25 protein-coding genes are annotated in these 22,183 nt (G+C 70.5%); 12 read left to right on the forward strand and 13 right to left on the reverse strand.

Annotated features, from left to right (window positions below; translation table 11 throughout):
- Window positions 1-104: 104 nt before the first annotated feature.
- The gene (gene pepN / locus ACQPZW_RS05680; protein WP_433793774.1) at window positions 105-2,663 is read right to left on the reverse strand and encodes an aminopeptidase N; all 2,559 of its coding nucleotides are present in this window, start codon (window positions 2,661-2,663) and stop codon (window positions 105-107) included.
- Window positions 2,664-2,839: 176 nt separating this feature from the next.
- On the opposite strand from pepN, the gene ACQPZW_RS05685 reads away from it, so the two are divergent.
- The 4 genes from ACQPZW_RS05685 (at window position 2,840) to ACQPZW_RS05700 (ending at window position 6,380) form a co-directional block, all read left to right on the forward strand.
- Entirely contained in the window at window positions 2,840-3,448 is a 609-nt protein-coding gene (locus ACQPZW_RS05685; RefSeq protein WP_433793775.1) for a mycothiol-dependent nitroreductase Rv2466c family protein, read from the forward strand.
- A gap of 320 nt (window positions 3,449-3,768) precedes the next feature.
- The gene (locus ACQPZW_RS05690; protein ID WP_433793776.1) at window positions 3,769-4,965 is read left to right on the forward strand and encodes a DUF1015 family protein; all 1,197 of its coding nucleotides are present in this window, start codon (window positions 3,769-3,771) and stop codon (window positions 4,963-4,965) included.
- Window positions 4,965-5,882 (forward strand): alpha/beta hydrolase, encoded by a 918-nt coding sequence (locus tag ACQPZW_RS05695; protein ID WP_433793777.1) that lies wholly within the window; start codon window positions 4,965-4,967, stop codon window positions 5,880-5,882. Before ACQPZW_RS05690 ends, ACQPZW_RS05695 begins: the two co-directional genes overlap by 1 nt.
- Window positions 5,883-5,894: 12 nt before the next feature.
- Window positions 5,895-6,380, forward strand: a complete 486-nt coding sequence (locus ACQPZW_RS05700; protein WP_433793778.1) for a ribose-5-phosphate isomerase — start codon at window positions 5,895-5,897, stop codon at window positions 6,378-6,380.
- Between the two features lie 189 nt (window positions 6,381-6,569).
- On the opposite strand, the gene ACQPZW_RS05705 is transcribed toward ACQPZW_RS05700, so the two are convergent.
- Window positions 6,570-6,995 carry a hypothetical protein gene (locus ACQPZW_RS05705; RefSeq protein ID WP_433797440.1) on the reverse strand — a complete coding sequence of 142 codons (426 nt, stop codon included), beginning with the start codon at window positions 6,993-6,995 and terminating at the stop codon, window positions 6,570-6,572.
- A gap of 170 nt (window positions 6,996-7,165) precedes the next feature.
- A complete protein-coding gene (locus tag ACQPZW_RS05710) occupies window positions 7,166-8,389 on the reverse strand; it encodes a GNAT family N-acetyltransferase (RefSeq protein WP_433793779.1) in 1,224 nt (407 codons plus the stop codon).
- Window positions 8,390-8,490: 101 nt separating this feature from the next.
- On the opposite strand from ACQPZW_RS05710, the gene ACQPZW_RS05715 reads away from it, so the two are divergent.
- On the forward strand, window positions 8,491-9,132 hold the full coding sequence (locus tag ACQPZW_RS05715; RefSeq protein WP_433793780.1) for a DNA-directed RNA polymerase II: 642 nt from the start codon (window positions 8,491-8,493) through the stop codon (window positions 9,130-9,132).
- 67 nt (window positions 9,133-9,199) lie between these two features.
- Here ACQPZW_RS05715 and ACQPZW_RS05720 read toward each other — a convergent pair whose 3' ends face one another.
- On the reverse strand, window positions 9,200-9,997 hold the full coding sequence (locus ACQPZW_RS05720; protein ID WP_433797441.1) for an SDR family oxidoreductase: 798 nt from the start codon (window positions 9,995-9,997) through the stop codon (window positions 9,200-9,202).
- 176 nt (window positions 9,998-10,173) lie between these two features.
- On the opposite strand from ACQPZW_RS05720, the gene ACQPZW_RS05725 reads away from it, so the two are divergent.
- Complete coding sequence (locus ACQPZW_RS05725; RefSeq protein WP_433793781.1) at window positions 10,174-10,716, forward strand: glycosyltransferase family 2 protein; 543 nt, start codon at window positions 10,174-10,176, stop codon at window positions 10,714-10,716.
- Window positions 10,717-10,757: 41 nt separating this feature from the next.
- Window positions 10,758-11,054: a hypothetical protein gene (locus ACQPZW_RS05730; RefSeq protein WP_433793782.1), complete on the forward strand. Its 297-nt coding sequence runs from the start codon at window positions 10,758-10,760 to the stop codon at window positions 11,052-11,054.
- Here ACQPZW_RS05730 and ACQPZW_RS05735 read toward each other — a convergent pair.
- The 8 genes from ACQPZW_RS05735 to ACQPZW_RS05770 all read right to left on the reverse strand — a co-directional run bounded on the left by ACQPZW_RS05735 (window position 11,042) and on the right by ACQPZW_RS05770 (window position 17,733).
- Complete coding sequence (locus tag ACQPZW_RS05735) at window positions 11,042-11,422, reverse strand: AtzH-like domain-containing protein (RefSeq protein WP_433793783.1); 381 nt, start codon at window positions 11,420-11,422, stop codon at window positions 11,042-11,044. The genes ACQPZW_RS05730 and ACQPZW_RS05735 overlap by 13 nt on opposite strands.
- The gene (locus tag ACQPZW_RS05740) at window positions 11,423-13,000 is read right to left on the reverse strand and encodes a regulator (RefSeq protein ID WP_433793784.1); all 1,578 of its coding nucleotides are present in this window, start codon (window positions 12,998-13,000) and stop codon (window positions 11,423-11,425) included.
- Between the two features lie 4 nt (window positions 13,001-13,004).
- Window positions 13,005-13,661, reverse strand: coding sequence for a cysteine hydrolase family protein (locus ACQPZW_RS05745; protein ID WP_433793785.1), 657 nt, complete (start codon window positions 13,659-13,661; stop codon window positions 13,005-13,007).
- A 1-nt stretch (window position 13,662) separates the two neighbouring features.
- Window positions 13,663-14,355, reverse strand: a complete 693-nt coding sequence (biuH, locus tag ACQPZW_RS05750; protein ID WP_433793786.1) for a biuret amidohydrolase — start codon at window positions 14,353-14,355, stop codon at window positions 13,663-13,665.
- Window positions 14,352-16,100, reverse strand: coding sequence for an allophanate hydrolase (gene atzF, locus ACQPZW_RS05755; protein ID WP_433793787.1), 1,749 nt, complete (start codon window positions 16,098-16,100; stop codon window positions 14,352-14,354). Before atzF ends, biuH begins: the two co-directional genes overlap by 4 nt.
- Before the next feature lie 120 nt (window positions 16,101-16,220).
- On the reverse strand, window positions 16,221-16,856 hold the full coding sequence (locus ACQPZW_RS05760) for a GntR family transcriptional regulator (protein WP_433793788.1): 636 nt from the start codon (window positions 16,854-16,856) through the stop codon (window positions 16,221-16,223).
- A 53-nt stretch (window positions 16,857-16,909) separates the two neighbouring features.
- Window positions 16,910-17,416, reverse strand: a complete 507-nt coding sequence (locus tag ACQPZW_RS05765; RefSeq protein ID WP_433793789.1) for an SRPBCC domain-containing protein — start codon at window positions 17,414-17,416, stop codon at window positions 16,910-16,912.
- On the reverse strand, window positions 17,413-17,733 hold the full coding sequence (locus tag ACQPZW_RS05770) for an ArsR/SmtB family transcription factor (RefSeq protein WP_433793790.1): 321 nt from the start codon (window positions 17,731-17,733) through the stop codon (window positions 17,413-17,415). Before ACQPZW_RS05770 ends, ACQPZW_RS05765 begins: the two co-directional genes overlap by 4 nt.
- A 151-nt stretch (window positions 17,734-17,884) precedes the next feature.
- Here ACQPZW_RS05770 and ACQPZW_RS05775 point away from each other — a divergent pair, with 151 nt between their 5' ends.
- The gene (locus tag ACQPZW_RS05775; RefSeq protein WP_433793791.1) at window positions 17,885-18,853 is read left to right on the forward strand and encodes a hypothetical protein; all 969 of its coding nucleotides are present in this window, start codon (window positions 17,885-17,887) and stop codon (window positions 18,851-18,853) included.
- A gap of 90 nt (window positions 18,854-18,943) precedes the next feature.
- On the opposite strand, the gene ACQPZW_RS05780 is transcribed toward ACQPZW_RS05775, so the two are convergent.
- The gene (locus ACQPZW_RS05780; protein ID WP_433793792.1) at window positions 18,944-19,360 is read right to left on the reverse strand and encodes a hypothetical protein; all 417 of its coding nucleotides are present in this window, start codon (window positions 19,358-19,360) and stop codon (window positions 18,944-18,946) included.
- A 129-nt stretch (window positions 19,361-19,489) separates the two neighbouring features.
- On the opposite strand from ACQPZW_RS05780, the gene ACQPZW_RS05785 reads away from it, so the two are divergent.
- The 4 genes from ACQPZW_RS05785 (at window position 19,490) to ACQPZW_RS05800 (ending at window position 22,080) form a co-directional block, all read left to right on the forward strand.
- Window positions 19,490-20,353 (forward strand): AraC family transcriptional regulator, encoded by an 864-nt coding sequence (locus ACQPZW_RS05785; protein ID WP_433793793.1) that lies wholly within the window; start codon window positions 19,490-19,492, stop codon window positions 20,351-20,353.
- Between the two features lie 65 nt (window positions 20,354-20,418).
- Window positions 20,419-21,006: a dihydrofolate reductase family protein gene (locus ACQPZW_RS05790; protein ID WP_433793794.1), complete on the forward strand. Its 588-nt coding sequence runs from the start codon at window positions 20,419-20,421 to the stop codon at window positions 21,004-21,006.
- 210 nt (window positions 21,007-21,216) lie between these two features.
- Entirely contained in the window at window positions 21,217-21,510 is a 294-nt protein-coding gene (locus tag ACQPZW_RS05795; RefSeq protein WP_433793795.1) for a hypothetical protein, read from the forward strand.
- Between the two features lie 252 nt (window positions 21,511-21,762).
- Entirely contained in the window at window positions 21,763-22,080 is a 318-nt protein-coding gene (locus tag ACQPZW_RS05800; RefSeq protein WP_433793796.1) for a DUF6355 family natural product biosynthesis protein, read from the forward strand.
- Window positions 22,081-22,183: the final 103 nt, after the last annotated feature.

Raw genomic sequence — 22,183 nt, forward strand, 5'->3', positions numbered from 1 at the left:
AGCCTACTCACACAGAGTTGTTTCTGATGAGTTATGCGCCGGTAAGTTCTGGCATGTGAAACGGCCCGTCCCCCTCGAAGGGGACGGGCCGTAATCACAATCGGTCAGGACGCGGCTTTGTCCGTGGCGCGCGCCTTCAGTGCCCGGAGCACGCCGTCGCGGCCCTCGGCCACCAGCCGCCGCAGCGACGCCGGGTGCCCGTCCTTCGCCAGCCAGGCGTCGGTGAGCGCCACCGTCTCCTCGCTGATCTGGAAGACCGGGTACGCCATGGTCGCGAACTCCTGCGCCGGCTCACTGTCCGAGCGGGCCCACACGTCCGCCACCGCAGCGAAGAACTTCTCCGCGTACGGCGCCGTCAGTGCCACCTGCCGGGTGCTCTGGAAGCCCTGCAGCAGCGACCGGTTGAGCCAGTTCGGCGGCGCCTGCGGTCCGGTCAGCTCCGCCCACACGCGAGCCTTGTTCTCCTGCGTCGGCAGCAGCGCCCGGGCGATCGCCGCCTCCCGCTCGCCGCTGGCCGTCTTGTCCCCGGCCAGCTCGTCGTCGATCTCCGGCTCGGTGGCGGCGCCCAGCGCGGCCAGCGCCTGCAGCAGCGACCAGCGCAGCTCGGTGTCGACCACGAGGCCCTCCGGCTTCGCCTCGCCGGACAGCCAGCCGCGCAGCACGGCCGCCTGCTCCGGCGTCCGGGAGGCGGTGATGAGGGCCCGCGCCCAGGTCAGCTGCCAGCCGCTGCCCGGCTCGGCCGCGGCCAGCTGCCGCTGTGCCAGCCCGGCGACCAGCGCCCAGCCCTCCGGCGCCCACTCCGGGTCGGCGAAGCTGGTCAGCGCCATCCCGGCCTGCCGCAGCGTGGCCGTGGTCAGGTTGATGTCGCTCTCGGCCGGCAGGCCCGCCACGACCAGCGCCACGTAGTCACGGGCGGCCAGCTCGGCGTCGCGCAGCATGTCCCACGCGGCCGCCCAGGACAGTGCCCGCGGCAGCGCCGAGTCGAAGCCCCCGATGTGGCGCACCAGGGTGGCCATCGACCGCTCGTCCAGCCGCAGCTTCGCGTACGTCAGGTCCTCGTCGTTGACCAGCAGCAGATCCGGCGCCTTCACCCCGGCCAGCGCCTCGATCGGGGTCCGTTCGCCGGCCACGTCGGCCTCGATCAGCTCGCGCCGGACCAGGCGGTCACCGTCCAGGTCGTACAGGCCGATGCCGACCCGGTGGGTACGCAACGTCGGGTAGTCGGCCGGAGCCTCCTGCTGCACCACGACACTGGTGTAGTCGCCGTCGGCGTTCACCTCGACGACCGGGCGCAACGTGTTGACCTGCGCCGTCTCCAGCCACTGGGCGGCGAACTTGCGCAGCTCCCGGCCGGACGCCGTCTCCAGCTCGGTGAGCAGGTCGTCGAACGTGGCGTTGCCCCAGGCGTACTTGGCGAAATAGGCCCGCAGGCCGGTCAGGAACGGCTCCAGGCCGACGTAGGCGACCAGCTGCTTGATCACGCTGGCGCCCTTGGCGTACGTGATGCCGTCGAAGTTGACCTCGACCGCCTCCAGGTCCGGCATCTCGCAGTACACCGGGTGGGTGGAGGAGAGCTGGTCCTGCCGGTACCCCCAGGACTTGCGGATCGACAGGAACGTCGACCAGGCGTCGGAGAACCGGGTCGCCTCGGTGTTGCACCAGTGGCTGGCCCACTCGGCGAACGACTCGTTCAGCCACAGGTCGTTCCACCAGCGCATGGTGACCAGGTCGCCGAACCACATGTGGGCCAGCTCGTGCAGGATCGTGTTGGCGCGCTGCTCGTACTCGTAGTCGGTGACCTGCGACCGGAAGATGTAGTGCGACTCGGCGTGGGTGACGCAGCCGAAGTTCTCCATCGCGCCGGCGTTGAAGTCGGGCACCCACAGCTGGTCGTACTTGGGCAGTGGGTACCGCACGCCGAACTTCTCGTGGAAGAAGTCGAAGCCCTGCTTGGTGATCAGGAAGAGGTCGTCGGCGTCGAGGTAGCGGGCCATCGAGGCGCGGCAGAAGACGCCCAGCTCGATGCCGTCGTGCGAGTCACGGACCTCGTGGTACGGCCCGGCGCAGATCGCGGTGATGTAGGTGCTCATCCGCGGCGAGGTGGTGAAGTGGACGGTCTTGGCGCCGAACCCGGCCGCCTCCTCGGACTCCACCGGCATGTTCGAGACGACCTTCCAGTGCCCCGGAGCCGTCACGTGCCACGTGTAGACGCTCTTGAGGTCGGGCTGGTCGAAGCAGGCGTACGCCCGCTGCGCGTCCGCCGTCTCGAACTGGCTGTAGAGGTAGACCTCCTTGTCGACCGGGTCGAGGCTGCGCTGGAGCCCCTGCCCGCTCGCCGAGTATCCGAAGTCTCCGTCGACGACGAGGATGTTCTCGGCGGCGAGCCCGGGCAGAGCCAGGCCCTTCTCCGCGGTCCAGGCGCTGACGTCCAGGGGGCTGCCGTTCAGCGTCGCGGAGTTGATCCGGACGGCGGCCGCCTCGATGAACGTCGCCGCGCCCGGCTCGGAGCACCGGAAATTGATCACTGCGGTGGACCTGAACGTGTCGGAGCCGGGGTTGCCGTGCCCGTCGGTCAGGTCGAGGGTGATGTCGTACCCCGTCACCTCGAGCAGTCGACCACGCTCCGCAGCCTCGACCTGGGTCAGGTTGTGAACACCGGCCACGTGCACTCTCCTTCGAGCTGACAGCTGGTTGCTTTACCCGAAGCCTATGCGGACACGGCGACGTAACTCACCCCGACCGGGTCCGCATAAAGGTGGAAGATCGAGCCATGACTGCCATCCAACCGCCCCACCCGCCGCCCACAAGCGGAAAAAAGGACGATCGATCGACCGTCGACATGTGGTTCGACCCGCTCTGCCCGTGGGCCTGGATGACCTCCCGCTGGTTGCTGGAGGTGGAAAAGGTCCGCCCGCTGGACGTCCGTTTCAACGTCATGAGCCTGTCCGTCCTCAACGAGGGCCGCGACGAGCTTCCCGAGACCTACAAGGAGCTGCTGGCGAAGGGCTGGGGCCCGGTCCGGGTCTGCATCGCCGCGGCCGAGGCCGCCGGACCGGCTGTCCTGCGCGACCTCTACACCGCCCTCGGCAACCGCATCCACCTGCAGAAGTACGACACTCAGGACCCGAAGCTCTTCCAGGAGGCGCTGGCCGAGGTCGGCCTCGACCCGAGCCTGGCCGACGCCGCGCACACCGACGCCCACGACGAGGCGCTGCGGGCCAGCCACAACGCCGGCATGAAGCCGGTCGGCACCGACGTCGGCACCCCGGTGATCCACGCGCCGGGGCCCAACCCGGGCGAGACCGTCGCGTTCTTCGGCCCGGTCGTCACCCCGGCGCCGAAGGGTGAGGCGGCCGGCAAGCTGTGGGACGGCGTGGTCCTGGTGGCCGGAACGCCCGGCTTCTACGAGCTGAAGCGCAGCCGCGACCTGGGTCCGATCTTCGACTGACAGTTGCTGTTCGGGGGTAGTCGCACCGAAAAGCGACGCTCCGCCCATGATCCGTCGTTGGATGAGGTGACCTACACCTCACCCAACGCGGAGGCGGGTAATGCCGGAGAACGACTCGGTCGGATCGAGCATCAGTGTTCAGCGCGGCGTCTGGGCCGATTTGCCCCCTGACGTGGCGATTATGCTCGCCCCGCCGGTGACCGTGACGGCACGGCCCGCCGAACGGCCGGTGAATCTGCACCGTGCGTCACAGTTGGGCAGGTCACGAGGGGCTGTGCCGGTGGTTAGGCACCCGAGCTTCGCCGGGTAAGTTGCCTGCCATGACGGTCGTGCACCCGATCAAACTGGCCTGGATCACCAACGGAGGTACCGGGGCCCAGAATTACGACGAGTTCGCCGACGACGCCGAGATCACCGACATCATCAAGGGCAACCCGCACAGCGCGCTTGCCGTGGAGATGCCGCACCTCGCGCCCGAGTCCCTCGGGAAGTCCTTCCTCGAGTCCCTGCCGGACGCCGTCGTCCGTCTGCAGCGTGATCAGGCCGAGGAGAAGTACCGGCAGGCGGAGCACGTCGTGGTGCTCTACCGCATAACGGCGCCGGGCGAGGCGCCCGCCTACGGCCTGTGGAGCATGGTCGAGACCGGCCAGATCTCCACCAGCGCCGACGAGCCCGGCCTGGTCATCCGCAACGAGGACGTCTTCATCAGCAAGGTGCGCGAGCGCGTCGCCCTCGCCGACGCGGTGGGCGCCCTGCTCTCCCCGGTGCTGCTGCTGCAGACCGGCCGCGGCGAGGAATTGCACGCCGCGCTGGCCGAGGCCACCGACGCCGCGGGCGAGCCGGCCGCGACCGACGTGGACGGCTCCGGGCGTACCCATGCGATCTGGCCGGTGGGCCCCGGCGAGCTGCAGGATCGCCTGCTCGCCCTGGCCGGCGGCGGCGAGCTGGTGGTCGCCGACGGCAACCACCGCAGCCTCGCGGCGCAGACCGGCGGCCTGGAGCGCTTCCTGGCTGTCGTCACCACCCCCGCCTCGGTCTTCATCCAGCCCTACAACCGACTGGTCAGCGAGCTGCCGACGTCACTCGACGAGCTTCTCGAGCGGCTCCGCAAGGCGGGTGCGTCGGTCACCGAGCTGCCGCGCGTCGCGCAGCTTCCGATCAAGGGCACCATCGAGGTGTACGGCGAAGGCCGCTCGTTCGCGGTCGGGCTACCGTCCGACCCGGCCGGCACCGCGGTGGAGAACCTGGATCACGCCCTCGTCGAGCGCATCCTGCTGGGGGACGCCCTCGGTCTGGACGCCGGTGACAAGCGGATCTCCTACATCGGCGGGGACTACCCGGTCGAGTGGCTGCGCGGCGAGGTCGAGGCCGGCCGTGCCGAGCTGGCGATCCTCATCGCCCCGGTGACCGTCGACGACTTCGTCGAGGTCAACCTGGAGCGGCTCAAGCTGCCACGCAAGAGCACCTGGTTCACCCCGAAGGCGCGGGGCGGCCTGGTCGTGGCCGACATCCGCTGATGCTGCACCCGCAGGTCGAGGCCGCCGCCCTGCTCCGGCGGCGGCCCAGCCCGGAGGAGCTCACCGCCGACCCGTACCAGCGGCTGCTCGGCGTCCGTGCCGCGATGGAGGAGTCGAACGAGGCCGAGACCGGCCCGGCGCTGCCGCTGCCGGTGGTGGCCGACTTCGACGCCGACGGGGTGCCCTGCCGCCTCTACGCCACCAGGGCCGGTGCCCCGGTGCTGGTCTACCTGCACGGCGGCGGCTGGTGTTACGGCAGCATCGAGACGGTCGACCGGTTCTGCCGCCGGGTCGCCGACCGGTCCGGCTGCGCCGTGGTGTCAGCCGGCTACCGTCTGGCCCCGGAGCACGTCTTCCCGGCCGCCGTCGAGGACGCCGAGACGGTCCTGTCCTACCTGCGCCGCGAGGGCGCCGGCCTGGGTGTGGACGTCTCCCGGCTGGCGATCGGCGGCGACAGCGCGGGCGGTCACCTCGCCACGGTCACCGCCCGCCGCCAGCGGGACGCGGCCACCCCGCTCGACTTCCAGGTGCTCGTCTACCCGGCCCTCGACCCGCTGACCTCCGCCGAGTCCTATGACGAGGTGGGGGAGTACGGGCTGGACCGGGCCTCGATGAGACTGGCCTGGGAGACGTTCGTCCCCGATCCGATGCGCCGGCTCACCCCGGACGTGTCGCCGCTCGCGGTTGCCGACCTGTCCGGCATGCCGCCCACCCTGGTGATCACCGCCGAGTACGACGCGCTGCGCGACGAGGGCGCCGACTACGCGAACGCGCTGATCGCCGCGGGCGTCCCGGTGGTGCACACCCGCTACATGGGTGTGAACCACGGTTTCGCCCGCAAACTGGCCACCATCGACGCCGCGCGCACCGCGGCTGACCAGGTGGCGTCCGCCCTGCGTTCGGCCCTCACCTTCTGAAAGACTTCTGCCATGCGTCTCTACCTGGGTTCCGACCACGCCGGCTTCGAGCTGAAGAACCACCTCGTGAACCACCTGGCCAAGCAGGGGCACGACGTGGTGGACGTCGGACCGCACGTCTACGACGCCGAGGACGACTACCCGGCGTTCTGTTTCCACACCGGTGCCAAGGTGGTCGCCGACCCGGGCTCGCTCGGCATCGTGATCGGCGGCTCCGGCAACGGCGAGCAGATCGCGGCCAACAAGGTCCCCGGCGTCCGCTCGGCCCTGGTCTGGAAGACCGAGATCGCCGAGCTGGCCCGCCAGCACAACGACAGCAACGTGATCGCCATCGGCGCGCGCCAGCACACGCTGGACGAGGCGGCCGCCTTCGTCGAGGCGTTCATCGCGACGTCGTTCTCCGGCGACGCCCGGCACGCCCGCCGGATCTCCCAGCTCGCCGACTACGAGGTGGCCCGCGAGCTGCCCGAGCTGCCCTCCTCGGCGGCCACCGCCTGATCCCGGGCCGCCCCGACGGCAGGCAGCCCTCCGGGCAGCCTGCCGTCCACGCCCGCCGCGCCGGTGGTCAGGTCCGCCGTGCCTGCCGTCCAGGTCCGGCGCGTCGGTCGTCACCGTCGCCGGTGGGCCGGGCGGTGGTCCGTTCCCGTTCCGGCGGCTTTCGGCGTCTTCGCAGCGCCGCTGTGAGTCTCAGCGGCGCGGCAGTTCCTCGCGGGGCATCCAGTTGCGCCGGATGATCGGCAGGTCCCGCTCCGCGTCGGCCAGATCCTCGTCGGTGGGCCGGGAGGCGTCCCGGGCGCGCAGCGCCGCACCGACGCTGACCTGAGACGATCCGGACCCCACCAGCCCGCGCAGCCCGCGCTCGGACTCCCGGTCCTCGCCACCCGCCGCGCCGGGCCGCCTCGGCATGCCACCACGGCTGGGCCGCCCGGTCGACCGGTCCGAGGGCACCGGCGCCCCGTCCGCGGTCACCACGGCCGGCGGCGCATGCGGAGGACCCGGAACCGGCGGTGAGCCGGGCGCGCTCGACGGCGGGCCGGGCACCGGCGGCGGGCCGGGCACCGGGGGGTGGACCGGCGCCGGGGGATGCGGCTGCACCGGGGGATGGGCCGGCATCGGGGGATGGGGCGGCGGCGCCGGGACGGCCGCCGGTGGAGCGCTGGGCACGGGAACAGCGTCGGCGGGTTCGGCGGCGGTCGTCTCGGCGGGCGTCGAGGAGGGACGCACACGGCGGCGTCGGCGTTCGGGCTGGCCCATGGACTCGACGGTACCGCCGTCACGATCGCTCAGAACACCTCGGTCGGGCTCGGCAGCCGGTTCCAGCCGAACGCGATGGTCGGATCGTTCCCGGTCAGCAGGCGGACACGTCCGGCGGCGGCGAGCGCGCTGAACCTGGTGCCACCCAGATAGACGGCGCCCAGATCGGTCACGGAGAGCGCCACGTCGGCCGGGTCGGTGGTCGCCGTGCAGGTCGCGCCGGCCGGTCCCCCGGTGAGCCGCCAGCGGCCGGTGTTCTCGGTCAGGATCGGGTCGGTGACCTCGAGGACCACGTCGACGTCGGTGGCGTACCGCCGGGCGGTCAGCGCCCCCGGCACGTCGATCACCCGCACCCACAGGGCGTCGGCATGGCCGGCGCCCAGCCGGCGGGGCTCGTCGACCAGGTAGAGCAGCGGCTCGTCGACGGCGGCCAGCCGCACGGTGACGCTGCGGGTCAGGTCGATGCCGAGCAGGAACCGCCAGAGCGCCAGATACGTCTCCGGATCGGCGGCGACCACCTCACGCACCTGAACCTCGGCGCTCGGGCCGTGACTGTTCCAGTCGTCCTTGATCCGCCACAGCGCATAGCCGGTCGGGCCGTCGGGACCCTCGTGCACCACGGCGTACCGCCTGGTCGCGCCGTCCCGGTGGTCCTTGGGGTCGCCGAGGACCCACTTCCACCAGTTGTCGTCCCGGTCGGACCAGCCGACCCGCTCGGGCCGCAGCCGGTCGTACACCAGGGCCATCTCGGCGAGCAGGTCGTGCGGTTCGCCCATCCGCAGCCGGCCGGACGGCTCCGAGGGCGGGGCGGGGAGACGTACCTCACGATTCATGATGTTGAGTGACAACCGCGAGGCGGCCGGGCCGTACCCGAATCGGGGATAGATCGAGGTCTCGCTCGCCCAGAGGACCGCCACCGGTTCGCGGCCGGCGTCGGCGATCTCGCGCAGTTGCCGTTTCATCATCCGGGTCAGCAGACCGCGCCGCCGATGGGTCGGCAGCACCCCGACCCCGGAGACGTGCGCCGCCGCGATCACCGCTCCCGGCACGGTCAGACGGCGGCTGAAGGCCTGGACGTGCCCCGCCACCAGCCCGGCGTCGTCGGCGACCAGCGAGCGGTCCAGCTCGTAGACCACCCCTTCGAGATCGCGCAGCTCACCGTCGATGTCCTCGTGGAAGACCGTGCTGAGGAGCCCGAAGATGGGCGCGAAGTCGTCGCCGGTGCTGGGGCGCAGTGATATCTCATCCTTCATAAGCTGTGTGTAACGGACTGCTGTGTGCTGCGGCGACCGATTTGTTGGCTCGCTACCCTCGAACTTGTCGCCGGCCGGCGACCGCACGCCGGGAGGGGAATATGCCGGAGCAACCGCAGTGGTCCGAGCGGACGCTCGACATGCCACCGCAGGACCCGTGGGCCGAGCAGCCGACCAGGCAGACGGGCCCGGAGAGCGCCGCCACCTCGCCGGTGCCGGTTCCGCACGCGCCCACCTCGCCGGGGCCAGCTCCGGCGCCGGAGCCGTCGCCCTTCAGTCAGGGCCGGGCCAGGGTCGGTCAGCCCACCCAGCGCACCGAGCAGTTCCGCGCCGGCCATGAGCCGACCGGCACCGGCTGGCCCGACGATCACTACCAGGAGCGCCCGCAGCGCAGTCTGAGCTGGCACATGCGCCAGTGGCGCCGGGGCGGCGAGTGGAGCAGCGCCGCGGTGCTGTTCGCCTTCGTCGGCTGGGGCATCTGGGCGATCTCCGAGGGCGGCGGCAACCTCGGCGGCCCGCTGATCACCTTCCTGGTGTCGCTGGTCGTCGCCGTGGGCGTGTTCGCCCTCGCGCGCCTGGTCGGCCGGCTCGTGCTGGAGCAGCGGATGGGCCGGGTGCGGCACACCGCGCGCGGCGCGCACATGGTCGCCGGGCTCTTCCTGGCCGGTGTCGGGATCGCCTTCCTGCGCCAGACCACGTGGGTGGTGGACGCGATCGAGTGGGTCGCCGGGTTGTTCCGGTGACCGGCACGCACGCCGTTGCCGGCACGCACGCCGTTGCCGGGCAGCCCCGTGGGGCTGCCCGGGCCTCTCAGCTGACCGGCTTGCCACCGGTGATGCCGAGCACCTCGCCGGTGGTGTAACTGGAGTCCTGACTCGCGAAGTAGACGTAGGCGGCGGCCAGCTCGGCGGGCTGCCCGGCCCGCCCGAGCGGGGTGTCGCCGCCGAACGACTCGACCTTCTTCTCCGGCATGGTGGCCGGGATCAGCGGCGTCCAGATCGGGCCGGGCGCGACCGCGTTCACCCGGACGCCCTGCTCGGCCAGGTCCTCGGCGAGCGCCTTGGTGAAGGCCACGATGCCGCCCTTGGTGGTGGCGTAGTCGAGCAGTGCGCTCGACGACTGGTAGGCCTGGATCGACGCGGTGTTGATGATCGCGGAGCCGGCAGGCATGTGGGGGACCGCGGCGCGGCAGAGCCAGAACATCGCGTACAGGTTGGTCTTCATGACCCGGTCGAACTGCTCGTCGGTGATCTCGGTGATCCCGCCCGGCTGGGCCATCTGGTAGGCGGCGTTGTTGATCAGGATGTCGACGCCGCCAAGCTCGGTGCGGGCCGTCTCGATGATCGTCCGGCAGTGCGCCTCGTCCCGGATGTCACCGGGCACCTTGACCACCTTGCGGCCGGCCTTCTCGATCCACTGTGCGGTGTCGTCCGCGTCGCTCTCCTCCTCCGGCAGGTAGGAGATCAGCACGTCGGCGCCCTCCCGGGCGAACGCGATCGCCACGGCCCGGCCGATGCCGGAGTCGCCGCCGGTGATGACCGCCTTGCGGCCGGTCAGCTTGCCGGTGCCGCGGTAGCTCTCCTCGCCGTGGTCCGGCCGGTCCGGCATGGCCGAGGTCAGGCCGGGCGGCTGCTGGTCGCCGCCGTCGAGTGCGGGCTTCGGGTACAGGTCACGCGGGTTCACGTCGTCGCCTCCACGGTCGGGGTCGGGATGTCCTCGGCATTCCCGCAAGACGTGCGAATAACCCGAATCCGGGTATGCGGCGCGCCATGGGGGATTCACGAGTGAGCGTCGTCGTCATCACCTGGCAGCGGCGCGACGAGGCGCTGGCCTGTGTGGGCCGGTTGCGCGAACTGCCGGAGCGGCCGCACGTGGTGCTCGTCGACAACGGCTCCACCGACGGGACCGCGGACGCGGTCCGCGAACGATTCCCGGACGTCGAGGTGGTCGCCCTGCGCGACAATCTCGGCGCGGTCGGCCGCAATCTCGGGGTACGCCGTACGACCACCCCGTACGTGGCCTTCTGCGACGACGACACGTGGTGGAGCCCCGGCGCCCTGTCCCGGGCCGCCGACGTCCTCGACGACCACCCGCGCCTGGCCCTGCTGAACGCCCGCATCGTGGTCGAGCCGTCCGGTGCCGAGGACCCGATCGTGGCCGAGCTGCGCGAGTCACCGGTGCCCGGCCCCGGCTGGCTGCCCGGCCCGGCGCTCGGCAGTTTCCTGGCCGGCGCGTCGGTGGTGCGGCGGGACGCGTTCGAGCGGGCCGGCGGTTTCAGCGAGCGGCTGTGGCTGGGCGGTGAGGAGGAGCTGTCGCCACCGACCTGATCGCGGCCGGGTGGGAGCTGTGCTACCTGGAGGAGCTGACCGTGCACCACCGGGCGTCGAAGCTGCGCGACAGCACCCACCGGCGCCGGGTCGGGCTGCGGAACACGCTGTGGTTCACCTGGCTCCGGCGGCCGCTCGTGCCCGCCGTACGCCGCACCCTGTTCCTGGCCCGGACCGTCCCGCGGGACCGGGCCTCGCTGCTCGGCGCGGTCGACGCGGTCCGCGGCCTGAGCTGGCTGCTCGCCGACCGGCGGCCCCGCCCAGCCGTCGTGGAGGCCCGTCTGGGCCGGCTGGACGAGGCGCAGCGGCGGTCGACCGCCCGGCGTTACGTGGGCTGAGCGGCCGGTTCGGACACGTGCGCGTGCACGATGCGCCAGCCCTCCGGCAGCCGCACCCACGTCTGGGACTGGCGCCCCGGCACGTCACTGGCGGGATATCCGAACAACGTCGTCACCACGGCGGTGCTCCGGCCGTACCCCCTGATGGTGGTGTCCTTGAGCCGGCGGCCCGGCGGCAGACCGCCCTGCGTGCGCCGCCACCTGCGTTGTTCCTCGATGCCGGCCTGCTGGTCGGTGATGCCGAACCGGATCGCCTCGGCGGCGAAGAAGCCGATGACCGCGTCGACGTCGTCGGCGACGAGCGCCCGCTCGTAGGCCTCGAACAGCTCGGTGACCTCGGCGATCACCTCAGGGAGGTCGCGTTCCATTCAGGCCACCGGGGCCGGCTCGTCGAGGGACGCCTCCTCGGGCTCGGGCACCCGGGGCAGTGGCCGGGTCAGCGCGAACAGCACGCAGACCCCGGTGAGGAACAGGTAGCCGAGGGAGACCGGGCCGTCCGCGTTGAGCTGCACCTTCTCGGCGTGGATCAGGCCCACGAAGGTGAGGACCGCGCCCGCGCCGGAGAAGGCCGCGGCGTGCCAGAACCGTTTGTCGATGATGAACGCCACGATCGCGCCCAGCACCAGACCGGCCAGGATCGCCCCCTCACCGAGCGTCTTCAGGCCGTCGTAGACCACACCCGCCCCGGCCAGCGCCTCGGTACCGACCTGCGCGGCCGACGTCCCGGCGGCGGCCAGCGCGTTGTCCATCTGGCCGGTCGCCCAGGAGGCGATGTTCGGGATCAGTGCCGCCACCACCGCGGCGGCGTGCGCCCGCGGTGTCGCCTGGAACGCCTGGGCCCCGATCAGCAGGCCGATGTAGAGCAGGATCGGCACGATCGCCGCGGTCGGGAAGATCGCGCCGAGCAGCCCGAACAACCCGAAGAAGCAGAGCAGGGCGATCACCACGCCGGTCGCCATCGAATATCCGGTACGGCCACCGGCCGCCTTCCACCCCGGGTGCCCGACGTAGACCGCCGGCGGGAACGGCGACCCGAGACACGAGCCGATCACCGCGCCCGCCCCGTCGGCCAGCAGCACACTGCGCAGGTTGTACCGGTCACCGGCGGTGGCGGCGCTCTCCACGTTGGTCATCGCCTCGGTGAAGTTGTAGACGCCCAGCGGGATCGCCGTGGCCAGCAGCGGCGCCATGTCCCGCAGCCCGTCGAACAGCAGGTCGAGCTTCAGGTGCGGGAAGGCGAACGCGATGTCCTTCGCGGCGCTGGTCACGTCCGGCACCGACATGGCGCCGCCGATCCAGCCGATCGCGGTGCCGACCAGCAGCGCGGCCAGCCCGATCGGGAAGTTGAACGGCAGTTTCACGTCGGTGAGCAGGCCGATCAGCAGCAGGCCGAAGACCGGCAGGGCGATCCAGGCGTAGTTCCACATGTTGCCGGCCGGGTTCATCGAGATGAACGTGATCGAGATGCCGGCCAGGGTGCCGAGCAGGGCGGCCCGCGGGGTGTACTTGCGGATGTACGGGCCGACGAACGCGCCGATCAGCACGATCACGCCGATGATGAACGCCCACGCGATACCGGCCGTCCACGCCTTGATCGGATCCTTCGTGGCCAGGTAGATCGGCAGCATGATCACGAAGATGACGATGAACATGTGCGGGACGCTCGGGCCGTACGGCAGGGCCGTCACGTCGGTGCGGTTCTCCCGGACGGCCAGCCGCCGCGCCAGGAAGGTGTAGTAGACGTTCCCGGCGACCAGCGCGATGCCCAGCGCCGGGAGGATCACGCCGAAGACGTTCCCGGCGGGCAGCTGGATCACACCGAGGCACAGGCCGGTCAGGGTGAGCACGTTGACCAGGACGTTGACGCCGAAGCCGAAGAAGGCGTTGGTGTCGCCCCGGACCCAGTAGGGCAGTTTGGCCGCCGGAGCGGCTGTGGTGGCGGTCATCTCTTCACTCCTGAATCGCGGCGATCACTGCGGGGGATTCGGCGACCCAGCCGAAGATGCCGCCCTGGGCGGCGATCATCTCGAGGCCGACCTGCTGGAACTCGGGGAAGTAGGAGCCGACGCAGTCGGCCGGGACGAGGCACTCGTAGCCGCGGTCGTTCGCCTCACGGACCGTCGTGTGCACGCACACCTCGGTCGTGACCCCCGTGACGACCAGGGAGGTGATGCCGTTCTTCTCCAGCGTTTCGGACAGTTCGGTCGCGTAGAAGGCGCCCTTGCCCGGTTTGTCGATGACGATCTCGCCGTCGAGAGGCTGAAGCTCGTCGATGATGTCGTGGCCGTACTCGCCCCGGATCAACACTCTTCCGAATCTGCCCGCCTGGCCGATCATCGGGCCGCGCTTGAGCTTCGCGGGCGGGCAGTCGGACAGGTCGGGCTTGTGCCCTTCGCGGGTGTGGATGATCGGCATGCCCGTCGCGCGCCAGGCCGCGAGCAGGCTTTCGAGTGGCGCGATCGTCCGCCGTAGCTGAGAGACGTCGTTGCCGAGCGACTCGCCGAAGCCGCCGGGAAGAAGGAAGTCCCGCTGCATGTCGATGACCAGCAGCGCGGTGGTGTCCAGATCGAAGTCGAAGGAAGTGGGTCGAGCGTCGACAGTGGGCATCTCAGGCCTCCGTTGCCGCTATCACGTCGTCCGAGGTGGCGACGCAGCCGAAGACGCCGCCCTGCATGGTGACCATGTGCAGCGCGGCGGTGTGGTTGGACGGATCGGTGGCCCCCGTGCAGTCGCTGAGGATCAGGCACTCGTAGCCGCGGTCGTTCGCCTCGCGCATGGTCGTGTGCACGCATACATCCGTGGTGATGCCGGTCAGGATCAAGTGCGTGATGCCATGGGTACGCAGCACGAGGTCCAGATTCGTCGCGTAGAAGGCGCCCTTGCCCGGCTTGTCGACGACGACCTCACCGGGCGCCGGGGCGACCTCGGGCACGATCTCCCAGCCCGGCTCACCCTTGATCAGGATCCGTCCGCACGGTCCCTGACCACCGATCTCCGCCCCGATCCGCGCCGACCGCCACCGCTTGTTGGCCGGCAGGTCGGACAGGTCCGGGTCGTGCCCCTCCCGGGTGTGGATGACGAGCATCCCCAGGTCGCGGACGTGGGACAGCAGTTTCGCCGTCGCCGGCAGCCCTGCCCTGGTCAGCGCGATGTCGTAGCCCATCGAGTCGACGTAGCCGCCGGGCCCACAGAAGTCGGTCTGCCAGTCGATGCACAGCAGCGCGATCCGGTCCACCGGGACCGAGCCGTCGTAGGGCCAGGCGTACGGATTGGCCGGCACCGGGCCGATACGTGCGGTCATGAGTGCGTTCCCTTCAGGCGATGGTTACGCCAGCCGCCGCTGGCGGTGATGTCCCGGGCGCCGCTCACCGCGTACGCCTCGCAGAGGAAGCCGGTCACCTCGGCGCCGTCCTCCAGCAGGAGCCGGCCCAGCGACAACGGCGCCGGAATGCCCGCGAGGAAACCGCCCACCGTCACGGCCGGCAGCTGCCACAGCTCGATCTCGATCGCCGCCCCGCCGTCGTCGACGCGTACCAGGCCGGGAGCGCCGGCCGGCAGCTCGTACATCCGGTACAGCGGCGCGGTCCGTGCCGTACCCAGCAGCGTGCCGCCGCGTTCCACCAGCTCGGAGTTGCGGGGCTCCCCGCTCAGGTGCAGCCCCACGACGGCGAGGGTCATGGCCGCCCCACCGGCGCCGGGACCCTCGAACACCCGGCCGACCAGGAGATGGCCGTCCGCCGTCGCTGCTCCCGGCCGGTCTTCTGTCGTCGGCTCCGGCTCGCTTGCTGCTGCGCGTTCCCGTTCGTGCAGAGACCGGGCGAGCGCCGTCAGCCGGTCGTCGCTGAACGCCGGCCCGAACAGCGTCAGCGAGGCCGGCCGCCCGTCCTCGGTGAATCCGTTCGGCACCGTCACCGCGGCCATGTCCAGCAGGTTCGCGAACTGGGTGTACCGTCCCAGCATCAGATTCCGGCCGATCGGGTCCTCGGCGATCTCGGCATGCGTGAACGTGGTGCCGACCGTCGGCAGCACCAGCACGTCGATCCGCTCCCACATCCGGTCCGCGGCCGCCCGCAACTCCTGGAGCCGGTGCCGGGCCCGGAACGCGTCAGCCGCGCTGAACCCGAGACCCGTCTCCAGCACCCGGCGGGTCACCGGCAGCACCGAATCCGGCCGCGCCGTCAGGAACTCACCGAGATCAGCGAGCCGCTCCGCCACCCACGGGCCGCGATAGAGCAGGTCACCGGCCTCCAGCAGCGGCCCGACATCCACCGTGACGTCACCGGCGAACCGTGCGTACGCCTTCTCCTGCCCGCTGTCGCCGAAGAAGTCGAGACCCTCCGCAACCCCGATCCGCGGCCACGCCCCCGGCTGCTGCCGCGCGCCCGGCGCCGCCTTCGGCTCCCGCGGCGCCTCCCTCGACCAGGGATCCTCCGGTACGCGGCCACGCGCGACCCGCATCACCGACTCCGCCGTCGACAGCTCCCGGGCGAAGATCGAGACACAGTCCAGGGACCGGCAGGCCGGCACCACCCCGACGGTGCTGAGCAGCCCCCGCGTCGGCTTGATCCCGACGATCCCGTTCAACGCGGCCGGAACCCGCCCCGACCCGGCCGTGTCGGTCCCGAGTGCGAAGTGCACCGACCCGTTCGCGACGGCGACCGCCGACCCTGAACTGGATCCCCCGGAGATCAGCCCTCCGCCGAAGACGCTCTCCGGCGCCCCGTAGGGCGATCGCGCCCCGGTCAGCCCCGTCGCGAACTGGTCCAGATTCGTCTTGCCGACCACGATCGCCCCGGCGTCGACGAGCCGCTGCACCACGGGCGCGTGCCGCTCGGGAAGGTAGGCGAAGTCCGCGCATCCCGCGGTGGTCGGCAGCCCCGCCACGTCGATGTTGTCCTTGACCGCGAACGTCATCCCGGCCAGTGGTAGCCCGGGATTGACTGCGTCAGCATGCCGGTGCAGCTCGGTCGCGCTGAACCGGCTGATCCAGACCCCGTCCGGTGCCGGAGCGGCGAGCGCTGCATCGACGTTCGCGTGTGCATCCACATCGTCGATTGTCGACAATTCTGTTTCGTCGAGAACCGCGTTGTGTAACGGCGTGATTTCCCACCGCTATCCGCTACTCCACCCCGACCGCTTCACGGGTGGCCGGTCGGGGCGGGGTGGTCAGTTCAGGTAGGTACGCGCCCCGTGCCTGCTCAGCGCCGCCAGGAGCGCCGCCGCGTCGCCCTGCTCGGCCGCGGCGAACAACCGCTCGTGCCGTAACACCCCGTCCTGCGCCCGGGCGGTCTCCGCCTCCCGTCGCATGTTGACCGCCATGTAGAGCTGAATCCGCACCAGGACCGACTCGTACAGCCCGGTGAGCTGCCGGTTACCGCTCAGCGCCACCACCTCGACGTGGAACCGCCGATGCGCGTTGGCCAACTCCAGCCGATCGTCGGTCTCGGTCGCCATCCGGATCGACTCGAGAGTGGCCCGTAAGCGGCTCAGATCTCGCCCCGGGGGAGTGGTCGTGACCGCGTGCCGCTCGAGGACGTCGCGAACCTCATACAGCTCCCGCACGTCGTCGTCGGAGAGCGTGGCGACCCGCGCCCCGCGCCGCGGGATGTGCTCGACCAGGCCCTGCTCGGCGAGCAGTCGCATGGCCTCCCGCAACGGCGCCCGGCTGATCCCGAGCCGGCGGGTCAGCTGCTCCTCGACCAGCCGCTCACCCGGATCATTCCGGCCGCTCAGGATGTCTCGCCGCAGCCGGTCGACGGCGAGCTCGACGAGACTGTAGGTCTCCAACTCTCCGTCGCTCACGCGGGCAAGTCTGCCAGCCCGTGCCGGTGCGACACGGGCTGGCCCCGCCGCGTCTACGCCTCGGTCATGATCTTGCCGGTCTCCAGCAGCGACTTGAGATCGCTGAGGACCCAGGCCCATCCGCCGCCACCGTCGGCGCCGGCCTCCGTGTTGCCGCGAACCATGGCGGCGGTGGCTGGCGCGCCCGGAGTGTCGTGGGTGATCGTGACCCGCTGGACTCCGGCGCCGGCCTCCTCGATCTCATACGTCAGCGTGGTGAACGGCTCGGCCGCGGTGGTCGGGTCCATCAGCATCCGCCACGTCTGCACGAGGCGCCGCGGCGGCTCGGCCTCCAGCACCTCGCCGTCCAGGATGATCTCGGGCAACTCGAACCCGCCGGCCGCCGCGTAGGACTTCATCTCCTCGGTGGCGGTCGAGTGGAACCGGCCGCCCTTCTTCAGCTCGTAGAACTGGGGCGCCGAGTACGCATACTTCGCGGTCCACTCGGGGTCGGTGATCGCCTGCCAGATCTTTTCGGCCGGCGCCTTGATCCAGATGCGGAAGACCTGGGTGTCGCTCATGACTCTTCCTCCAGCGTGTGCTTGAGATCGATCAGTGCGGTGACGTGCTGCTCGGTGAACTTGTCGATCCACCGGTCATGGATCTGCCGGATCGGCACCGGATTGAGGTAGTGCAGCTTCTCCCTGCCGGAACGGCGCACGACGACGAGACCCGCCTCCTCGAGCACGCGCAGGTGCTTGGCGACGCCGAACCTGGTCATCTCCAACTCGCCCTCCAGCTCCGTCAGCGTGCGGCCGTCACGTGCGAACAGCAGGTCGAGCAGGAAACGCCGGCTCGGGTCGGCCAAAGCCTTGAACACCCGATCGTCGTCCGTCATGACGCTAAGTTATGTGACCATTCGGTCACCTGTCAAGTCGCGGCCGACACCAGCATCCGATCGAGGCGTCCCCTGTGGGCCAGAACGGGAGAATTCACCGAGCCCCCGCGCCCGAGGCCGAATCCGATCACCGGCGGGCTACGCTCCGCCCGTGTGGCCATTCCGCAAAGCCGACGAGGAAGCTCCCGAGTTCTGCCACTTCCTCGGTGACCCCGACGCCGAACGTCTCCGCTTCGTGCTGCGCAAACGCGACTGGGACACGGCGCGGACGATCCTCTCCACGGCCGACCCCGAGCACCGCTCCTACTACGTGCGGGTGGCCGCCGGCACCCTCGGCATCGAGAAGTGGATCAACGGAGTGATCCGCGAGGAGCCCGATTCTGTTCTTCCGCTCCTGATCAAGGCCGTCCACATGGTCAGCTGGTCCTGGGAGCTGCCCGGCGCCGCCACCGACGGCACCGCGACCGACGAGGACCGCGCGATCATGACCCGGCACCTGTCACGGGCCGACGAGCTCCTGGACGAGGTGCTGGACCGCAACCCTCGGGACGCCGACGCCTGGATGTACAAACTCGAGGCCTCCCGGGCGCTTCACCTGCCGCTGGTGGAGCGGTGGCGGCGATTCGAGCGCCTGATCGGGATCGACCCCACACATTGGTACGGCCACGAGGAGATGCTCTGGTGCCTGCGCCCCGACTGGGGTGGCAACACGGCGGCCATGTTCGACTTCGCCCGTACCCGAGCCGTCGCCTGTCCCGGCACCCACGTTCCGACCCTGGTGGTCTCGGCCCATCGTGCCCACACGTGGAATCTGGCGAAGTCCAGGAAGCCCGGCGAGCCCGACCGCACCCTGGACCTCACCTATTACGAGTCCGAGAAGGTGATGGACGAGATCTGGGACGCCTCCCAACTGTCGGTCTGGCACGACGACTACCGGGAGACGCTGCTGACCCCCATCGCCTGGAACGATTTCGCCTTCGCCCTCACCTACGGCGATTTCCACAAACCCGCCTGGAGCCTTTACGAGGCGATCGGTGAGGACTGGATAACCGAGCACCCCTGGGACGACATCGACTTCTTCCTCAAGTCGCGCGCCTACACCAGGAACAATCTGGACTGACCGCGCTCGTGGCGCGCAAGCCGAGCACCGCGACCTGGTCGAGGAGACCCCGGTGGGCGGGGCCCCCTCGATCCAGCCCCGGTTCCCGCCCTATCCCGCGGCGGCGGACGGCGCCGGGCCGGCACTCGCGGGCGCCTCCTTCATGCAGTCCTCGTACGCCTGCTTGTAGCCGTTGTCAGCCTGGACCTCACCCTTCACGACCCGGTAGGCCTGGCCCTCACGCCCGTAGCCGGTCGGCGCGCCGGTGCTGGCGTCCACGGGCCACAGCTTCGTACCGTCGCCGCATTCGATGGCCCCGATGAACTGAACCGTCCCGTCCTTGCCGGTGCACCCCGTCTGCTCGTCGAACCCGTTGACCGGCTTGTCCGGGACGAACACCTCGCCGCACACGGGAAGCGCGGCGGCTTGTGACGCGGCCGTAGCCTCCGGCTTGGCCGGCGCCGCGCCCTCCTCGGCCGGGGCCGGGCTGGAGCAGCCCGCCAGCGCAGCAAGCGCAACAGCACCCATGATGTGACGAACCCTCATCAATCCACTCCTATCGCGTGGGGCAAATGGGGCGAACGCTAATGCCGTCAGAACAGAGCGCGTCGGACACGCAGTCCGCGTACGCGACCGCCCCTCCACAGCGATGCCGGCATGACGTCGGCGATGCTGGAGGGCGTGGAGTACGTGTCACGAGTGCCGCGACCCCCGCTGGACGGGCTGATCGACGACGTCTACTACCTGGCGGGCACGCCGCCGTACGCCCTGCTGACGTTGCCGCCCGCGCCGTCGGCGCTGCTCATCGTCAACCTCGGGGCGCCGTTCCGCGTCCGCGGCGGCTTCGACATCGCGACGACCGAGTACGCCGACGGCTGCGTGGTCACCATGCCCACCCGCGCGTGGGAGTTCGGCTACCCACCGCGTACCCGGTCCGTCGGCGTGCATTTCAAGCCGTGGGGGCTGGCGCCGTTCCTGCCGATGCCCGCGGCCGAGCTGTGCGACCGGCCGGTGACGGTGGAACAGGTGTGGGGCCGGCCGGCAGTCGCGGAGTTACGAGACCGGCTGGCCACGGCCGACGGCCCGCACGACATGCTGACCCTGCTCGAGGACGAGCTGACGCGACGGCTGCGCGAGCCCGCGGGCCTGGGGCTGATCCGCCACACGAGCGGCGTCATCGCGGCGACCGGCGGGGCGGTGCCGATCGGCGACCTGAGCCTGGCAGCCGGTGTCAGCAGCACCCATCTGGCACAGCGGTTCAAGCAGCTCATCGGCGTCACACCGAAGCGGCTGGCCCGTACCCACCGCTTCACCGCCACCGTGTTCGCGCTCGACCCCGCCGGACCGATCGACTGGGGCGAGCTCGCCGGCGACGCCGGCTACTTCGACCAGGCCCACTTCGGCCACGAGTTCCGGGCGTTCACCGGCCTCACACCGACCCGCTACATCGAGGTCCGGCGGCGCTTCCTGCGCGAACATCCCGGCCACGCGTTCGACGGCTGGCCACTGCCGGCCGATTGATTTCTTACAAGAACAGCAGCTCACGAGACGCTAATTTGAGGGCACCCCAGCAAGAGGAGAGCCCCGTGGGCAAGGTGGTCATGTACAGCTCGGTGTCGGTCGACGGCTTCATCGCCGACGAGAAGGACCGGCCAGGACCGCTGTTCGACTGGTTGACCAGCGGTGACGTCCCACTGGACGAGAGCGGCGTGGTGAAGGTGTCACAGACGTCCTACGACTACACCCGCCCGTACTGGGACCAGATCGGGGCGACGATCGCCGGCCGCCACGTCTTCGACATGACGGACGGCTGGGACGGAAAGCCTCCGGGCGGGGTCGACCACGTGGTCGTCGTCACCCACCGCCCGGCCCCCGAAGGCTGGGACCCCGAGGCGCCGTTCCACTTCGTCGACGGCGTCGAGGCAGCCGTGGCCAAGGCACAGGAGCTGGCCGGAGACCGCATCGTCGAGGTTGCCGCCGGCGACGTGGGCGGCCAGGCGCTCGCCGCAGGCCTGATCGACGAGGTACGCATGGACGTCGTCCCCGTCGTATTCGGCTCCGGCAAGCGTTACTTCGGGTCGGTCGACGCCCAGCACCTGCTGGAGGATCCCGACGTGGTGATCCAGGGCAGTCGGGTGCTTCACCTGCGCTATCCGGTCCGCCGCCCCATCTGAGCGCCCACATCCGGCCGGGCTCGTGCGCCGGTGTCCCGCCCGCCCGACTGCAAAGCCGCTCGAAGCCCCTCAGAAGGTCGAGCCTGTCGACGGTCCGACGTCCTTTGGCGTGGCGTCGGCTCAGCAAGTCATCGCCAGTCCGACAGTGGTGAACCGAGCATCGCCCAAGGTGGATACACCCGTGCGACTGCTACTGCTGCCGGAGGAACCGTGAGCCTGGACGACCCGACCGAACAGCTGCGCTGGTACGCGGGGCTGGCCTTGATCTTCTTCGCGGCTGTGCCGGTGGGCGGTATGGCCCTCGTCGCGTCGGACGGCGACGACGGTGACGCCCGGGTGCCGGTGATCGTCGCGGCACCGATCAACCTCGCCGGCATCGTGTTCGCGGTGCTGAGCATGGCCGCCCGCGACCCGCGAGTCTCCTCTCGACGGCTCGCGATCGCCGGCGGTCTGGTCCTGCTGGGGGACGCCGTGTTGTACGGCATCCACTCACTGATCACCTGACGACTGCGGGGAGAAGTCGATGTCTGAGTTGCGGGTTCATCCACCTGGTCACACCGGCTACGGCGATCTCCCGGGCCGGGCCTCAAGGCGGTGGAAGTCCTGATCAGTTCACTATCGCCGACGAGGTGATCCACTTCCGCGAAACCTCGGAATGTAGTGCCGGGACCCCTCCCGGAAGGTCGGTCATACAGTCCTCTGGTCGATCACGGACCGGATCCGTTGTGGCCGGTCAGCAAAATCGGAGGGATTTCCATGACAGGCAAGAACAGCCTCAAGAAGGCCTTCATCGGCGCGGCGATCGTCGCGGGCCTCGCCGGCGGGGCCGCCGCTCCGGCCGCGGCGTCGGCAGCCGCCCCGGGGGACGTGCAGGTAAGTGCGTGCGGCTTCTGGGTCAACGGGCAGGGGTGGGCGTTCTACACCCACTGCACGGGCAGCGTGTACACGATCGTGCAGGTGAAAGTGGTGACCAGGACCGGCCCCGGCTCCCTCATCTGTGTCCGGCCCGGCACGGTCGGCCTCGGCCCGAACAGCGTGGTGAGCAACGCCTACTACACGGGCAGGCTCTGCTGAGCAGTCGGTGTCACGGGTGCGTCGCGTGTCGGCGCACCCCGCTCAGGCAGATGTGCCAGAGAGTTCCGCTCTAGCACATGGCGCCGTTGGTAAATGTCGTCGT

It is taken from the genome of Actinoplanes sp. CA-252034 (genome assembly GCF_050956125.1).
Taxonomy (GTDB): domain Bacteria; phylum Actinomycetota; class Actinomycetes; order Mycobacteriales; family Micromonosporaceae; genus Actinoplanes.

Excerpts from the sequence above, each read along its gene's own strand:
- ACQPZW_RS05785 (WP_433793793.1), top strand. The coding sequence starts at position 19,490 with ATGACGTCGGCGATGCTGGAGGGCGTGGAGTACGTGTCACGAGTGCCG.
- ACQPZW_RS05770 (WP_433793790.1), bottom strand. The coding sequence starts at position 17,733 with ATGACGGACGACGATCGGGTGTTCAAGGCTTTGGCCGACCCGAGCCGG.
- ACQPZW_RS05690 (WP_433793776.1), top strand. The coding sequence starts at position 3,769 with ATGACGGTCGTGCACCCGATCAAACTGGCCTGGATCACCAACGGAGGT.
- ACQPZW_RS05740 (WP_433793784.1), bottom strand. The coding sequence starts at position 13,000 with ATGACCGCCACCACAGCCGCTCCGGCGGCCAAACTGCCCTACTGGGTC.
- ACQPZW_RS05685 (WP_433793775.1), top strand. The coding sequence starts at position 2,840 with ATGTGGTTCGACCCGCTCTGCCCGTGGGCCTGGATGACCTCCCGCTGG.
- ACQPZW_RS05705 (WP_433797440.1), bottom strand. The coding sequence starts at position 6,995 with ATGCCGGCCCATCCCCCGGTGCAGCCGCATCCCCCGGCGCCGGTCCAC.
- ACQPZW_RS05715 (WP_433793780.1), top strand. The coding sequence starts at position 8,491 with ATGCCGGAGCAACCGCAGTGGTCCGAGCGGACGCTCGACATGCCACCG.
- ACQPZW_RS05700 (WP_433793778.1), top strand. The coding sequence starts at position 5,895 with ATGCGTCTCTACCTGGGTTCCGACCACGCCGGCTTCGAGCTGAAGAAC.
- ACQPZW_RS05800 (WP_433793796.1), top strand. The coding sequence starts at position 21,763 with ATGACAGGCAAGAACAGCCTCAAGAAGGCCTTCATCGGCGCGGCGATC.
- ACQPZW_RS05735 (WP_433793783.1), bottom strand. The coding sequence starts at position 11,422 with ATGGAACGCGACCTCCCTGAGGTGATCGCCGAGGTCACCGAGCTGTTC.
- ACQPZW_RS05710 (WP_433793779.1), bottom strand. The coding sequence starts at position 8,389 with ATGAAGGATGAGATATCACTGCGCCCCAGCACCGGCGACGACTTCGCG.
- biuH (WP_433793786.1), bottom strand. The coding sequence starts at position 14,355 with ATGACCGCACGTATCGGCCCGGTGCCGGCCAATCCGTACGCCTGGCCC.
- ACQPZW_RS05780 (WP_433793792.1), bottom strand. The coding sequence starts at position 19,360 with ATGGGTGCTGTTGCGCTTGCTGCGCTGGCGGGCTGCTCCAGCCCGGCC.
- ACQPZW_RS05720 (WP_433797441.1), bottom strand. The coding sequence starts at position 9,997 with ATGCCGGACCGGCCGGACCACGGCGAGGAGAGCTACCGCGGCACCGGC.
- ACQPZW_RS05745 (WP_433793785.1), bottom strand. The coding sequence starts at position 13,661 with ATGCCCACTGTCGACGCTCGACCCACTTCCTTCGACTTCGATCTGGAC.
- ACQPZW_RS05765 (WP_433793789.1), bottom strand. The coding sequence starts at position 17,416 with ATGAGCGACACCCAGGTCTTCCGCATCTGGATCAAGGCGCCGGCCGAA.
- ACQPZW_RS05695 (WP_433793777.1), top strand. The coding sequence starts at position 4,965 with ATGCTGCACCCGCAGGTCGAGGCCGCCGCCCTGCTCCGGCGGCGGCCC.